We start from the raw sequence: 13,787 nt of genomic DNA, 5'->3' as shown, positions 1-13,787 counted from the left end.
CGAGATCTACCCCGCCCCTCCCCCGTTCCCAGGGGCTCCGCCCCAGACCCTGATACGGCCCCAGGGTCCGGGGCCCGGGCTCGGAGGGAGGGCGGGGCGGGGCGCCCGCGCACCCGGAACCCGCCCCCGCACCGTCAGGCCGGCGGCGCGGTGATGGCCCACCGTTCGTGGTCGCGCCACTCGCCCGCGACGTGCAGGAAGTCCGGGGACAGGCCCTCCAGCCGGAACCCCCTCCCCCGCACCAGGGCGATGGACGCCGCGTTCCCCGGCTGGATGTTCGCCTCCAGCCGGTGCAGCCCCAAGCCCGCGCCCGTGTCCGCATCCGCATCCGCATCCGCGAACGCGTGGGCCAGGAGGAGGTCCAGCCCCTCCCCCAGCAGCCCCCGCCCCGCCGCGTGCGCGAACGCCCCGTACCCCAGCGCCCCGCACTGGAAGGCCCCCCGCACGATGTTGTTGACGTTGACGAACCCGGCGATGGCCCCGCCGGCGAGCTCGCACACCAGGAAGCCGGCCCGCAGCTCCCCCTCCGCCAGCGCGGCCGCGTACGGCTCGTATTCCTCTACCGTCTCCGACGGGAACAGCCACGGCCGGTGCAGCCCGCGGCTCTCGCGGACCCGCGCGGTGAACTCCGGTCCGTCGGCGGGCCGGAAGGGGCGCAGCCCGACGCGCGGGCCCTCCCTCAGGTACGTGGACGTGGACGTGGAATACGGCATCGACCCAGGCTACGGTCCGTGGCAGCATCCCCGGTGTGATCACCGACCCCGACACCTGTGAGCTGCTCCGCGCCGCCGCCCGCAACAACGCCGAGTGGTGCGGCGCCGTTTCCCGCAGCGGCCACTTCCGCCTCACCGTGTGGTGCAGCCCCCGGCGCACTCCGCCGCTGTACCCCGACGCCGTCACCCTCACCCCCGCGGCGTCGGCCGCCGACGTCCTCGCCGGGGTCGACACCACCGGCCCCGGCTGCTCGGTGAAGGACAGTTTCGCCTCGCTCGACCTGGCCCGGGCCGGGTTCGAGGTGCTGTTCGAGGCCCAGTGGATCCACCGCCCGGCCGGGGCCGCGGCGCCGGCCGGGGGCGGGCTGGAGTGGGACGAGGTCGAGGGCCCCGGAGAACTGGAGCTCTGGGAGGCGGCCTGGTCGGGCGGGGAGAGCACGGGGCTGTTCCACCCCGGGCTGTTGCGGGAAGGCGTCCTCTTCCTGGCGGGCCGCGACGGGGGCCGGATCGCGGCCGGGGCCGTCCTCAGCACGGGCGGCGGTGTGGTGGGCGTGTCCAACGTGTTCGCCCTGCACGGCACCGACACCGATGCCGCCTGGTCCGCCGCCCTCGGCGCGGCCGCCCGCCACTGGCCGGAACTGCCGCTCGTGGGCTACGAACACGGCGAGGACCTCGACACGGCCGTCCGCGCCGGCTTCACCCCGCTCGGCCCGCTCCGCGTGTGGCTGCACTCCGCCGGACGCGACGGCGAAGGGAGGGCGTAGGCCGGCCGGCGCCTAGGCCGTGTTTTAGAAATGGGCTTGTCGCTCGCCCTGCGCCGTGATGATCGTGGTGTGGGGCGAGGGGATCTTTCTGATGGTCAGTGGGCCGTGCTGGAACCACTGCTGCCGGTCGCGGTGTTGGGGCGGCCGCCGTTGGGCCGGCGGAGGCTGATCGACGGGATTCGGTGGCGGGTGCGGACTGGTGCTCCGTGGAGGGATCTCCCGTCGGAGTACGGGCCGTGGCAGACGGTCTATGGGCTCTTCCGCCGCTGGCAGCGTGACGGCACCTGGCCTGCACTGCTGACCAGGCTGCAAGCCCGCGCGGATGAGGCAGGGCTGATCACGTGGGAGGTCAACGTCGACTCCACGATCTGCCGGGCCCATCAGCACGCCGCGGGTGCCCGCCGCGACGGACAGGCCCAGAAGGAACCGCCCGGCGGGACCCGCGCCGAGCCGGAAGACCACGGACTGGGTCGGTCCCGGGGCGGTTTCACCACGAAGATCCATCTAGCCTGCGAGCAAGGTCAACGGCCGCTGTCGTTGCTGGTCACCGCAGGTCAGCGTGGTGACAGCCCTCAGTTCGCCGCCGTGCTGGAAGGCATCCGGGTTCCCCGCACCGGACCGGGCCGTCCTCGTGTCCGCCCGCTGCGGGTGCGGGGCGACAAGGCGTATTCCTCCCGCGCCAACCGGGCCTACCTGCGAAAACGGGGAATCCGCTGTACCATCCCAGAGCCCGCCGACCAGGTCGCGAACCGCAAGCGGCGGGGGAAGGCCGGCGGGCGGCCTCCGGCCTTCGACCGTGAGGACTACAAGGCTCGGCACGCGGTCGAGTGTGGGATCAATCGGCTCAAGCGCAACCGGGCGGTGGCCACCCGGTTCGACAAGCTCGCGGTCCGCTTCGAGGCAACCGTCCTGATCGCCGCCATCGGTGAATGGCTGTGACTGGCCTGGGCCGTCGGTCCGCATGCCATGCTGACCGCGGCCAGGGCGAACAACGCGAGGGAGAAGCAGCGATGGGGGCCCAGTACTACGGCGCCGACAGCGAGAACGGCGACCGCATCGACGACCCCTCTGAGGACGCGCTGTTCATGATGGTCAGCGACCTCAACGACTCCGACAACACCTTCGTGGTCGTCCAGCCCGACGAGGACGACCCCGTCTGGTTCGCCTCCGTGGCCGTCCTGGACGAAGGCGGCTACGAGTTCGTCCGCCGCGATACCACCCGCAACGAGCACGAGGTCACCACAGCGACCAGCATCAACGACATCGCCCGCGACCTCACCGTCTGAATGGCCGCCCGCGACTTCCCCGGACGGCCAACCAGGCAGGTCGGCGAGTTCTAAAACACGGCCTAGGCCGTGTTTTAGAAATGGGCTTGTCGCTCGCCCTGCGCCGTGATGATCGTGGTGTGGGGCGAGGGGATCTTTCTGATGGTCAGTGGGCCGTGCTGGAACCACTGCTGCCGGTCGCGGTGTTGGGGCGGCCGCCGTTGGGCCGGCGGAGGCTGATCGACGGGATTCGGTGGCGGGTGCGGACTGGTGCTCCGTGGAGGGATCTCCCGTCGGAGTACGGGCCGTGGCAGACGGTCTATGGGCTCTTCCGCCGCTGGCAGCGTGACGGCACCTGGCCTGCACTGCTGACCAGGCTGCAAGCCCGCGCGGATGAGGCAGGGCTGATCACGTGGGAGGTCAACGTCGACTCCACGATCTGCCGGGCCCATCAGCACGCCGCGGGTGCCCGCCGCGACGGACAGGCCCAGAAGGAACCGCCCGGCGGGACCCGCGCCGAGCCGGAAGACCACGGACTGGGTCGGTCCCGGGGCGGTTTCACCACGAAGATCCATCTAGCCTGCGAGCAAGGTCAACGGCCGCTGTCGTTGCTGGTCACCGCAGGTCAGCGTGGTGACAGCCCTCAGTTCGCCGCCGTGCTGGAAGGCATCCGGGTTCCCCGCACCGGACCGGGCCGTCCTCGTGTCCGCCCGCTGCGGGTGCGGGGCGACAAGGCGTATTCCTCCCGCGCCAACCGGGCCTACCTGCGAAAACGGGGAATCCGCTGTACCATCCCAGAGCCCGCCGACCAGGTCGCGAACCGCAAGCGGCGGGGGAAGGCCGGCGGGCGGCCTCCGGCCTTCGACCGTGAGGACTACAAGGCTCGGCACGCGGTCGAGTGTGGGATCAATCGGCTCAAGCGCAACCGGGCGGTGGCCACCCGGTTCGACAAGCTCGCGGTCCGCTTCGAGGCAACCGTCCTGATCGCCGCCATCGGTGAATGGCTGTGACTGGCCTGGGCCGTCGGTCCGCATGCCATGCTGACCGCGGCCAGGGCGAACAACGCGAGGGAGAAGCAGCGATGGGGGCCCAGTACTACGGCGCCGACAGCGAGAACGGCGACCGCATCGACGACCCCTCTGAGGACGCGCTGTTCATGATGGTCAGCGACCTCAACGACTCCGACAACACCTTCGTGGTCGTCCAGCCCGACGAGGACGACCCCGTCTGGTTCGCCTCCGTGGCCGTCCTGGACGAAGGCGGCTACGAGTTCGTCCGCCGCGATACCACCCGCAACGAGCACGAGGTCACCACAGCGACCAGCATCAACGACATCGCCCGCGACCTCACCGTCTGAATGGCCGCCCGCGACTTCCCCGGACGGCCAACCAGGCAGGTCGGCGAGTTCTAAAACACGGCCTAGCTGCGGCCCTGGTCGCCGTCCAGCTCCAGCCGTGGGACGTCCGGCCTGTCCAGGCCGAAGACCTGGGCGTACAGGGAGAGTTCCGCTTCCAGTGCCCGGACCATCGTGTCCGCCCGGCGGAAGCCGTGGCCCTCGCCCTCGAAGGTGAGGTACGCGTGCGGGACCGCCGGGGTGCGGGCGCGGAGTGCGGTCAGCAGGCGTTCCGCCTGGGCGGGCGGGCAGACCGGGTCGTCCAGGCCCTGGAGGAGGACGAACGGGGCGGTGATCCGGTCGGCGCGGGCGACGGGCGAGCGTTCGCGGCAGCGGAGTTCCAGGGTCTGCGGCGGGCCGGCCAGGCCGTCGAGGTAGTGCGACTCCAGGTCGTGGGTCTCGGCGGCGAAGCCCCGCAGGTCCAGGACCGGGTAGATGATCGCGGCACACGCGTACAGGTCGGTGGCGGCCAGGGAGGCGGCGGCCGTCCAGCCGCCCGCGCTGCCGCCGCGGACGGCGAGGCGGGCGGGGTCGGCGGTGCCCTCGTCGGCCAGGGCGCGGGCCACGGCCGCGCAGTCCTCCACGTCCACCACGCCCCACTGTTCGCGCAGCCGTTCGCGGTAGGCGCGGCCGTAGCCGGTGGAGCCGCCGTAGTTCACCTCGACGACGCCGATGCCGCGCGAGGTGAAGTAGGCGATGTGCAGGTCCAGTACGGGAGGCACGTGGTCGGTGGGGCCGCCGTGCGCCCACACCACGTACGGGGGCAGTTCCTCGGCGGGGGCGCGCAGGGCGGGGTGGTGGGGCGGGTAGACGTGGGCGTGGATCTCGCGGCCGCCGGGGCCGGGGAAGGTGCGGGTCTGCGGCTCGGGGTAGTAGGCCGGGTCCACGGGGTCCGCGGCCCGGGCTCCGACCACCCGGGCGTGCCCGGTGGCGGTGTCCAGCTCGACGACCTCGTACGCGCTGCGCGGGCTGGCGGCGACCCCGTAGACGCGGGTGCCGCTGACGGCGAGGCCCGGCTGCCAGGCCGTCCACGGCCCGGCGGCGTCCACCAGGTCTCCGCTGTCGGGGTCGAGGACGCCGAGGACGCAGGAGCCCCGGCCGTGCAGGACGGCCACCGGTCCTTCCGGCAGCGGCGCCATCCAGGTCAGGCCCGGCTTCCACAGCGGACCGCCGAACTCCTCCTCGCGGGGGCACAGGTTGACGGGCCGGCCGCCCTCCGGGTCCACCCGGTAGGGGTTCCACCAGCCGCTGAGGTCGCTCACCGCGAGCAGGCTCCCGTCGGCCCCCCACGCCACCTGGGCCACGGCCTCGTCCGGCCCGCCGAGCACCGTACGGGCCGGGCCGAGCGTGCCGTCGGGGCGGACGTCGGCCAGCTGGAGCTCCGTGCCGTCCCAGGGCATCCGGGGGTGGTCCCACACCAGCCAGGCGGCGCTGCGCCCGTCGGGGGAGGGCTTCGGTCCGGTGCGGAAGCGGTGCCGGTCACCGGTGAGCTCCCGCACGGCGGACCGGTCGCCGGCGGCGGAGCCGTCCAGCGGGACGGCGGCCGCGACGCGGCGTACGTCACCGGGGGCGGGGCCGGTGAACTCCTCCAGCACGCACCAGACTTCGCCGCCGCGCAGCACCGGGTCGGCCCAGCGCAGCCCGCCGCCGACCGCCGAGACCGGGGTGAGGGGGCGGGGCGGCGGGGCGCCCGGGGCGTCGGGTTCGTAGGCGTAGAGCCGCTGGTCGGCGTGGTGGACGAAGACCACCAGCGGTCCCCCGGCGTCCCGTGCGGCCCCCGCCCAGGGCAGGCCGCCGTACTCGGTGAGCCGGCTGCGCACGTTCCAGGGCGCGGGGAGCACCGAACGGGCGGGGCCCCCGTCGGCGGGCCGGCGCACCAGGGTGCGGCGGCCGCCCTCCCCGGGGCGGGGTTCGGTCCACCACACCTCGGGGCCGATGGTGCCGACGTACTCGGGGCGTCCGTCGTGGGCGGCCGCGTGGGCGGCGGTGAGCGGCGAGGGCCAGCTGCCGTAGGGGGCGCAGGCGGCGGCCGCCGCCGCCATCACCGGGCCCCCATCACAGGGTCCGCAGGGCGCGGTCCAGGACGCGGACGCCGAAGTGCAGGGCGTCGACGGGGACCCGTTCGTCCACGCCGTGGAAGAGGGCCCAGTAGTCGAAGCCCGGCGGCAGCTTGAGCGGGGAGTAGCCGTAGCCGGTGATGCCGAGGCGGGAGAACTGCTTGGCGTCGGTGCCGCCCGCCATGCAGAACGGGACGGCGTGCCCGTCGGGGTCGAAGTGTTCGACGGCCTCGCGCAGGACGGCGTAGGTCCGGCCGTCCACGGGGGCTTCGAGGGCGACCTCCCGGTGGTGGAACTCCCAGTCGACGCCGGGGCCGGTGAGCTCGTCGAGGACGGCGGCGAACTCGGCCTCGCCGCCGGGCAGGGTGCGGCCGTCGACGAAGGCGGTGGCGTGTCCGGGGACCACGTTGAGCTTGTAACCGGCGCTGAGCATGGTCGGGTTGGCGCTGTTGCGCAGGGTGGCCTCGACCAGGGCGGCGGCCGGGCCGAGTTTGCCGAGGACCTCTTCGAGGTCGCAGCCGGGGGCGCGCGGGTCGACGGACAGGCCCTGGAGGGCGGCGAGTTCGGTGATGCAGGCGGTGGCGGTGTCGGTGAGGCGGAGCGGCCACTCGTGCGCTCCGATGCGGGCGACGGCGGCGGCGAGCCGGGTGACGGCGTTGTCCCGGTTGGGTTTGGAGCCGTGTCCGGTGCGGCCGTGCGCGGTCAGCTTCAGCCAGGCGGTACCGCGTTCGCCGGCGGCGATGGGGTAGAGGGCCCGGCCGGGTCCGGTGTGCAGGGTGAAGGCGCCGGACTCGCTGAGGCCCTCCGTACAGCCCTCGAAGAGGTGCGGGTGGTGGTCGGCGAGGAAGCCGGAGCCGTCGACGGCGCTGTCCTCCTCGTCGGCGGTGAACGCGATGACGACGTCCCGCCGCGGCCGGGCGCCGGTGCGGGCCCAGGACCGCACGAGGGCCAGCACCATCGCGTCCATGTTCTTCATGTCGACCGCGCCGCGGCCCCAGACCACCCCGTCGCGGACCTCTCCGGAGAAGGGGTCGACGCTCCAGTCGGCGGCCTCGGCGGGGACCACGTCGAGGTGGCCGTGGACGAGGAGGGCGGGCGCGCGGGGGTCGGTGCCCTCCAGGCGGGCCACCACGTTGGTGCGGCCCGGGGTGCGTTCGAGGAGGACGGGTTCCAGCCCTGCGGCGGCGAGGCGCTCGGCGGCGTACTCGGCGGCGGGCCGTTCCCGGCAGTCGCCGCCGCCCCGGTTGGTGGTGTCGATGCGGATCAGCTCCGAGGTGAACGCGACCACCTCCTCGAAGGCCGCCGCGTCCAGCGCCTCCCCCGGCGCGTGGGGCTCCGTCGCGTGGCGGTCCGTTCCGTGGCGGTCCGTCCCGTGGGGGCCGGTCCCGTGGGGGCCGGTCCCGTGGGGGCCGGTCCCGTGGGGGTCCGTCCCGTGGGGGTCCGCCGCGCCGGGGCCGCCGTCCAGCCGTTCCATGTCAGCCATACTGCTCCTCCAGAGCCGCCGAGACGACCGTGGTGACCGCTTTGAAGGTGCGGATCGCCTCGTACATGGTCCCGCTGGAGTACGCGATCCGGCGTTCGCCGGTCCGTTCGACGCCCGGGACGACGGTGGCGGCCATCGACAGGTGCTCCGCGTCGAACTCCACCTCCATCGTGTGCGGGCCGCCGCGCACCGGTTCGTGCCGGACGGCGAGCTTCACGGCCTCCGTGGCGGCGGCCCGGATGTCGGCGGCGGTACGGGCCGGGGTGCGGCAGACGGCCGCGTAGCGCGAGACGTGGTCCTTGACGGCGACGGTGCGCGCGTCGGGGGCGTAGCCGGCGGCGTCGGCGCAGGTGAGGTCGTCGCCGGTGACGAGGATGACGGGGACGCCGTACTCGGCGACGACATGGGCGTTGAGCACGCCCTCGCTGGCGCGCAGTCCGTCGAGCCACACGCCGGTGAGGGAGTTGGCCAGGTAGGTGTGGGCGAGGACGCCCTCGGCGCCGGCGCCGGTGTGGTAGCCGACGAAGGCGACGCCGTCGACGTCGCCGCGCTGGACGCCCTCGACCATGGACAGGGACTTGTGCCGGCCGGTGATCATCTCGGCGCGGGCGTCGAGCTTCTCCAGCAGCAGGTTGCGCATGGTCCAGTGAGCCTCGTTGACGAGGACCTGGTCTGCGCCGCCGTCGAAGAAGCCGAGGACGGCGGCGTTCACGTCGGAGGTGAACATGCCCCGGCAGCGCTCCCATTGCGGGGTCCCCGGCAGCACGTCGGCGGGCCAGGTGACGCCGGTGGCGCCTTCCATGTCGGCTGAGACGAGGATCTTCATCGGGCCCCCGGTGGTGTCGGGTCGACAGGGGCCCCACCCTAGCCGCCCGGCCGGCCCCCGGCCCCGGGGCCACGCCCGGCCCGCACGGGGCGCGGGGGCGGGGCTTGACGCGGGTGCGGCCGGGGCGGCCGGGACGTCCGCCGCGGGGCCGGGAATTCCACCCGAACCGGTGAGCCGCGCGCGGGGAGTTGCCCTGACGGCTGCCGGGGGCGCCGGGCGCGGGGAGTCGCCCTGACCGCGGCCGGCCGCCGGGCGGAGGGAGTTGCAGTTGCCCTGACCGCGGCCGGCGGCGCCGGTCAGGCCTCGACTTCGCGGGCCAGGTTGTCGAGGACGGTGTCGTAGATGCGGCCGAGGCCCTTGGGCGCGAAGGTGCGCTCGAAGAAGCCGCCGATGCCGCCCGCGCCGTTCCAGACGGTGCTGACGACGGCCCTGGACTTGCCCTCGCCGGCCGGGGTGACGGTCCAGGTGGTGACCATGGACGAGTTGCGGTCCTTCTCCACGAGCTGGCCTTCCGTGGGCTCGGTGACCTCCAGCAGGCAGTCGCGGACGCGCTTGCTGGTGGCCTGGAGCTTCCAGTGGACCAGGGTGCCCTCGCCGTCGCCGCCCTCGCGCACCTCGTACTCGCTGAAGTGCTCGGGGAGCAGCTTGCCCCGGGTGCCGGTGTAGTCCGCCAGCGCGTCGAAGACGGTCTCCGCGTCGGCCCCGATGATGCGCTCCGTGGTGGCCTCGACCTGCGCCATACCTGTTCCTCCAGCAGTTGTGTCCGTTCTTCGCGGCAAGCCAACCACCTCCGGCGCAGCCGCCCAAATCCGGTCCACCCGGATCCCGGCCCGCCGGAAGCGTCCGGCCGGGGCTGCGCGGTACGAGCGCGGGCAGACCGACTGCGCGCGCGGGGCCCGCGCCGGGGCGACCGACCCGGCCCGCGAGGGCCGGGCCGACGCGGCCACACGGGATCAGGACGGCGCGGGCCGGACGGCCGCGGGGCGGGACGCTCGGGCGCGGTCCGGACGGCCGCGAAGCGCGACGGCGCGGATCGAGACAGCCCGACACGGGGCGGCTCCGGGACGACACCGGCGCGCGACTGCCACGCGGGCTGGGCCAGGACGGCACAGGCGCGGGATGGACAGGCGCGAGGCGGGCTGGCGCGGGCCGGGGCAGCCGCGCACGGGCCGGGACGGCGCAGGCCGGGACCAGCGGGGCCGGGGCAGCGGGGCGGCCGGACCGCGAGGCGGAATTGGCGGGCGCGGGACGGACGGCCGCGAGACGGAGCGGCGCGGGACGGACGGCCGCGCGGGGCGAGGCGGCGCGGGACGGACGGCCGCGGGGCGGGACGCGCTGCCGCGGGCCGGACGGCCGCGCGGGGCGGGGCGGCGCGGGACGATACGGCCACGCGGGGCGGGGCGGCGCGGGACGATACGGCCACGCGGGGCGGGAGAGCGCGAGGCGGGACGCGCGGGCGCAGGCCGGAGGGCCGCGGGGCGCGGCGGCGTGGACCGCGACGGCCACGCACGGGCGGGCCGGGAGGGCGCAGGCCGGGGCGGCCGCGGCCTGGGACAGCGAGACGGCGCAGGCCGGGCGGGGGGACACCGGGGTACTCCATCTGCGGCCCCCCGTACCGGCGGTGCGCGGGACAGGGCGGCGGGGCGGCGGCCCCGGGCGGGGCGGGGCGGCGGGGGTGCGGGGCGGGGCGGCGGGGCGGGTCGTGAGCCGGACGCCGCCCGAGGGGTCATCACATCGGGCCAATGGGCGGCCCAATCCCGCTTTCCGGGCGCGGTTTCCGGGACGATTCCGCCCAGACCCCTCGGCTGGGAGGCCCCATGCTCCACCCCGTTCCGCACCCCGCGAAGCAGCGCGGCCCCGTCAAGCGGCGCGCCGCGCTGCTGCTGGCGATCTCCACGGTCGCCGCGGCCCTCGCGAGCCCCGTCACCGCCGCCGCCCCGGCGCCCGCACCCGCGCCCGCACCGGCCGCCGCCGGGCTGCGCTGGACCGGCTGCGCGACGCCCCGCTACCCGACGCTGCAGTGCACCTCCCTGCGGGTCCCCCTCGACCACGAGCGTCCCGCCGGGCGGCAGATCTCCCTGGCCCTGACCCGGGTCCCGCACACCGCCTCCGCCTCCGTCTTCCAGGGCCCCCTCCTGGTCAACCCCGGCGGCCCGGGCGGCAGCGGCCGCGCCCTGGCCGGGTTCGTCGCCTCCGCCCTGCCCAAGGACGTGGCGGCCCGGTACGACGTGATCGGCTTCGACCCCCGGGGCGTGGGCAAGAGCGAGCCCGCCCTGGACTGCGGGGCCGGGCACTTCAAGCCCGTACGGCCGGACTCGGTGCCGCTGGACCCGGCGACCGAACAGGCCAACCTGGACCGGGTGCGCTCCTTCGCCGAGTCCTGCCGGACCAGGCACGCGGACGTGCTGCCGTACGTGGGCACCGTCTCGGCCGCCCGCGACCTGGAGGTGCTGCGCACGGCGCTGGGGGCGCCGAAGCTCAGCTACTTCGGCTACTCCTACGGCACCTACCTGGGCGCGGTGTACGCCAAGCTGCACCCGGACCGGGTGCACCGGCTGGTGCTGGACTCCGTGGTCGACCCGGGCGGCGTCTGGTACGAGGACAACCTGGCCCAGGACGAGGCCTTCGACGCCCGCCACAAGGCGTTCCTGGCCTGGGTGGCCCAGTACGACTCCGTCTACCACCTGGGCACCGACCCGGCCGCCGTCGAGCGGCGCTGGTACGGGATGCGCGAGGCGCTGCGCGGGACGCCGGCCGGCGGGAAGGTGGGACCGGCCGAGCTGGAGGACACGTACATGCCGGGCGGCTACTACAACGGCTACTGGCCGCACCTGGCCGAGGCGTTCGCGGCGTACGCGGTGAAGCAGGACCCGAAGCCGCTGGTGTCGGCGTACGAGCGGTTCGGGGCGGTGGAGCCGTCGGCGGGCAACTCGTACAGCGTGTACACGGCGGTGCAGTGCCGGGACTCGGCGTGGCCGAGGGACTGGAACAAGTGGCGGGCCGACATGTGGCGCACGCACGCCAAGGCGCCGTTCATGACGTGGAACAACGCCTGGTACAACGCGCCGTGCGCGTTCTGGCCGGCGGAGCCGCTCCAGGCCACGGACGTGACGAACACGGCGCTCCCCGGGGCCCTGCTGTTCCAGGCCACGGAGGACGCGGCGACCCCGTACGAGGGGGCGGTGAGCATGCGGCACCGGCTGGCCGGCTCGGCGCTGGTGGTGGAGGAGGGCGGGGGCAACCACGGCATCGCGCTGGCGGGCAACAAGTGCCTGGACGAGAAGCTGGCGGCGTACCTGAGGACGGGTCAGGCCTCCGACGCGACCTGTCCGGCGCAGCCCGCCCCGAAGCCGACGACGCAGACCCGGGCGGTCCCGTCCTCGGCGGGCGGCGCGGCCCTGCACGGCCTGCTGGGCTTCCGCGGCTGAGGGTCCGGGCCGGCCGGCTGCGGGGGCCGCTGCGCGGAGCGGTCTCCCCGCCCCGCCCTTTCTCCGCTTCCCGGGACACCGCCCCGGACCCCGCTCCCGGCGGTTCCGCCCCAGCCGCCGCCGGCGAGGCGAGCAAACCCGGCCCGGATCGCCCCGGCCCCGTTCCGGGCAGACCTCTGGGGCCCCCAGCGGTAGCCGAGCAGGAACGGGCGAAGGGCGGACAGGGCCCCTCGGCCCGCCGGACCGGCCCCCGCCCGGAGCAGGCCCCGCCGGACCGGCCCCCGCCGGAGTGGGCCCGCCCGGAGCAGGCCCGCCCGGAGCTGCCCCTGTCGGGCCGGCCACCGCCCGAGCGGTCCCGGCCGGACCGGGCCCTGCCAGACCGGCCCCAAGCCCCGGGTTCAGGCGTCCGGGTGGTGGTTCATCAGGCGGTTCAGGGCGTCCGTGGCCGCCAGGGCCAGCCTGGGGTGGGCCTGGGCGCGGACCAGGACGTCGCGGGCGCGGGCGTCGGCCAGGGCGCCCAGGCCCTCGACGCAGGCCAGCGCCACCCGCCAGTACGGGTCGTGCGGGGCCAGCAGCCGCGACAGGGTCGAGATCAGGGCGGGGGCCGACTCGGGCGCCCGCAGCGCGGCCAGCAGCCGGACCGGGTGCAGGGCGTAGGCGGTGCGCAGGGCGTTGGTGGCCAGGGCGGCGGCCGCACGGGCGGTGCGCGGGTCGCCGAGCACGCCGAGGGCCTGCGCGGCGGCCTCGCAGCGCGCGGGGTCACGGTGGTTGAGCAGCAGCACCAGCGGCTCGAAGGCCCGCCGGTCCCCGGCCATGCCCAGCCGGTACGCGGCCAGTTCGCGGGCCCACAGGGGCTGCCCGGCCGAAGTCAGCGAGGCGGCCAGCCCGTCGGGGCCGGCCGCCAGCAGCTGCGCGTACGCGGGGGACCCGTCCGCCTCCGCCCGCAGGCGCTCCAGTACCTCGTTCACGCGGCCACCCTAGGGGTCCGCAGAGCGCGCCACGCCCGGTTCGGCGGAGTTCCGCCCTCACCCCAGACCCGGGGACGCCCTGCCCCGAACTCCGTGCACCCTCCCCGGACCCAGTGCCGCCTCCCCCAAACCCGGACCCACCGTCCCCCGGAGTCCGTGCACCCTCCCGGGACCCTGTGCCGCCCTCCCCCAGACCTCGTACCGCCCTCCCCCAGACCTCGTGCCGCCCTCCCCCAGACCTGGTGCACCATCGTCCGAACTCCATGCCGCCCTCCCCCGGACTCTGTGCACCCTCCCCCGGAGCCGTGCCGCCCCGGACCCCGTGCGCACTCCCCGGCCCCGTGCCGCCCTCCCGGACCCCCGTGCACCCTCCCCACTCCCCACTCCCCCGGCCCCCGGCCCCGGCCCCCGGCCCCGGCCCCGGCCCCCGGCCCCCGGCCCCCGGCCCCCGGCCACCCTCCCCGGACTCCGTACCGCCCTCCCCCGGGATTCCGTGCGGGAGGAGTCGGCTGATCGATCATCGATGATCGGTACATTTGGGCGGTACAGGTCACATCTCCGCGCTCTGGCGCGCGAGTTACCGCGGAGTTACTGTCTCTTCCACACGCACGGGACCGGCCTGGTGACGCAGCCGCCCCGTGCCAGTCGGTTCACCGCACCACCCGTACGCACGGCAGGACCCCGGGACAGGGTCGTGCCGCCAGGCCCGCCGCGCCCGTCCTCCGGGCGCGACCACCGGGCGCAACCACCTGGGAGCGACCTCCCGGGGCCCGCCCCGAACGGCAGCAGGCCGCCCGGCACTCCGTACGGCTCTCCACGCACCCCGTCGACGCACGGCCCCGCGCACGGCGTCGCGCGCCGCGTTCCCGCACCACCCCGCCCTACGGCGC

Annotated in this window: 12 protein-coding genes; 6 read left to right on the top strand and 6 right to left on the bottom strand. The window is 75.3% G+C overall.

Translation table 11 applies throughout. From position 1 onward, the window contains the following. Positions 1–134 precede the first annotated feature (134 nt). Positions 135–713, bottom strand: a complete 579-nt coding sequence (locus BX286_RS29490) for a GNAT family N-acetyltransferase (RefSeq protein WP_121016795.1) — start codon at positions 711–713, stop codon at positions 135–137. 38 nt (positions 714–751) lie between these two features. Here BX286_RS29490 and BX286_RS29485 point away from each other — a divergent pair, with 38 nt between their 5' ends. From BX286_RS29485 to BX286_RS29465, 5 genes are all read left to right on the top strand, one after another. Continuing rightward, positions 752–1,477, top strand: coding sequence for a hypothetical protein (locus BX286_RS29485; RefSeq protein ID WP_398898905.1), 726 nt, complete (start codon positions 752–754; stop codon positions 1,475–1,477). Positions 1,478–1,507: 30 nt separating this feature from the next. Further along, entirely contained in the window at positions 1,508–2,416 is a 909-nt protein-coding gene (locus BX286_RS29480; protein ID WP_398897937.1) for an IS5 family transposase, read from the top strand. A gap of 71 nt (positions 2,417–2,487) precedes the next feature. Then, positions 2,488–2,763, top strand: a complete 276-nt coding sequence (locus tag BX286_RS29475; RefSeq protein WP_121014619.1) for a hypothetical protein — start codon at positions 2,488–2,490, stop codon at positions 2,761–2,763. An 80-nt stretch (positions 2,764–2,843) separates the two neighbouring features. Beyond that, the gene (locus BX286_RS29470; RefSeq protein ID WP_398897937.1) at positions 2,844–3,752 is read left to right on the top strand and encodes an IS5 family transposase; all 909 of its coding nucleotides are present in this window, start codon (positions 2,844–2,846) and stop codon (positions 3,750–3,752) included. A 71-nt stretch (positions 3,753–3,823) separates the two neighbouring features. Continuing rightward, complete coding sequence (locus BX286_RS29465) at positions 3,824–4,099, top strand: hypothetical protein (protein WP_121014619.1); 276 nt, start codon at positions 3,824–3,826, stop codon at positions 4,097–4,099. Between the two features lie 62 nt (positions 4,100–4,161). Here BX286_RS29465 and BX286_RS29460 read toward each other — a convergent pair whose 3' ends face one another. The 4 genes from BX286_RS29460 to BX286_RS29445 form a co-directional block, all read right to left on the bottom strand. After that, positions 4,162–6,177 carry a prolyl oligopeptidase family serine peptidase gene (locus BX286_RS29460; RefSeq protein ID WP_079430562.1) on the bottom strand — a complete coding sequence of 672 codons (2,016 nt, stop codon included), beginning with the start codon at positions 6,175–6,177 and terminating at the stop codon, positions 4,162–4,164. A 13-nt stretch (positions 6,178–6,190) separates the two neighbouring features. After that, positions 6,191–7,675: a M20/M25/M40 family metallo-hydrolase gene (locus tag BX286_RS29455; protein ID WP_261993542.1), complete on the bottom strand. Its 1,485-nt coding sequence runs from the start codon at positions 7,673–7,675 to the stop codon at positions 6,191–6,193. Then, positions 7,668–8,501: a M55 family metallopeptidase gene (locus tag BX286_RS29450; protein WP_121016791.1), complete on the bottom strand. Its 834-nt coding sequence runs from the start codon at positions 8,499–8,501 to the stop codon at positions 7,668–7,670. Before BX286_RS29450 ends, BX286_RS29455 begins: the two co-directional genes overlap by 8 nt. 296 nt (positions 8,502–8,797) lie before the next feature. Continuing rightward, the gene (locus BX286_RS29445) at positions 8,798–9,241 is read right to left on the bottom strand and encodes an SRPBCC family protein (protein WP_079430559.1); all 444 of its coding nucleotides are present in this window, start codon (positions 9,239–9,241) and stop codon (positions 8,798–8,800) included. 1,077 nt (positions 9,242–10,318) lie between these two features. Here BX286_RS29445 and BX286_RS29440 point away from each other — a divergent pair. After that, positions 10,319–11,929: an alpha/beta hydrolase gene (locus BX286_RS29440; protein WP_121016789.1), complete on the top strand. Its 1,611-nt coding sequence runs from the start codon at positions 10,319–10,321 to the stop codon at positions 11,927–11,929. A gap of 398 nt (positions 11,930–12,327) precedes the next feature. On the opposite strand, the gene BX286_RS29435 is transcribed toward BX286_RS29440, so the two are convergent. Next, on the bottom strand, positions 12,328–12,897 hold the full coding sequence (locus BX286_RS29435) for a HEAT repeat domain-containing protein (protein WP_079430557.1): 570 nt from the start codon (positions 12,895–12,897) through the stop codon (positions 12,328–12,330). Positions 12,898–13,787: the final 890 nt, after the last annotated feature.

This window comes from Streptomyces sp. 3211.6, from assembly GCF_003634815.1.
In the GTDB taxonomy this organism is placed as follows: Bacteria; Actinomycetota; Actinomycetes; order Streptomycetales; family Streptomycetaceae; genus Streptomyces; species Streptomyces katrae_A.
The sequence above is the reverse complement of the archived record's forward strand: the minus strand, read 5'-3'. Positions and strand labels throughout refer to the sequence as shown.

What these genes read in the sequence shown, in the direction of transcription:
- BX286_RS29490 (WP_121016795.1), bottom strand. Translation starts at nt 713, where the DNA reads ATGCCGTATTCCACGTCCACGTCCACGTACCTGAGGGAGGGCCCGCGC.
- BX286_RS29480 (WP_398897937.1), top strand. Translation starts at nt 1,508, where the DNA reads ATGGGCTTGTCGCTCGCCCTGCGCCGTGATGATCGTGGTGTGGGGCGA.
- BX286_RS29475 (WP_121014619.1), top strand. Translation starts at nt 2,488, where the DNA reads ATGGGGGCCCAGTACTACGGCGCCGACAGCGAGAACGGCGACCGCATC.
- BX286_RS29470 (WP_398897937.1), top strand. Translation starts at nt 2,844, where the DNA reads ATGGGCTTGTCGCTCGCCCTGCGCCGTGATGATCGTGGTGTGGGGCGA.
- BX286_RS29465 (WP_121014619.1), top strand. Translation starts at nt 3,824, where the DNA reads ATGGGGGCCCAGTACTACGGCGCCGACAGCGAGAACGGCGACCGCATC.
- BX286_RS29460 (WP_079430562.1), bottom strand. Translation starts at nt 6,177, where the DNA reads ATGGCGGCGGCGGCCGCCGCCTGCGCCCCCTACGGCAGCTGGCCCTCG.
- BX286_RS29455 (WP_261993542.1), bottom strand. Translation starts at nt 7,675, where the DNA reads ATGGCTGACATGGAACGGCTGGACGGCGGCCCCGGCGCGGCGGACCCC.
- BX286_RS29450 (WP_121016791.1), bottom strand. Translation starts at nt 8,501, where the DNA reads ATGAAGATCCTCGTCTCAGCCGACATGGAAGGCGCCACCGGCGTCACC.
- BX286_RS29445 (WP_079430559.1), bottom strand. Translation starts at nt 9,241, where the DNA reads ATGGCGCAGGTCGAGGCCACCACGGAGCGCATCATCGGGGCCGACGCG.
- BX286_RS29440 (WP_121016789.1), top strand. Translation starts at nt 10,319, where the DNA reads ATGCTCCACCCCGTTCCGCACCCCGCGAAGCAGCGCGGCCCCGTCAAG.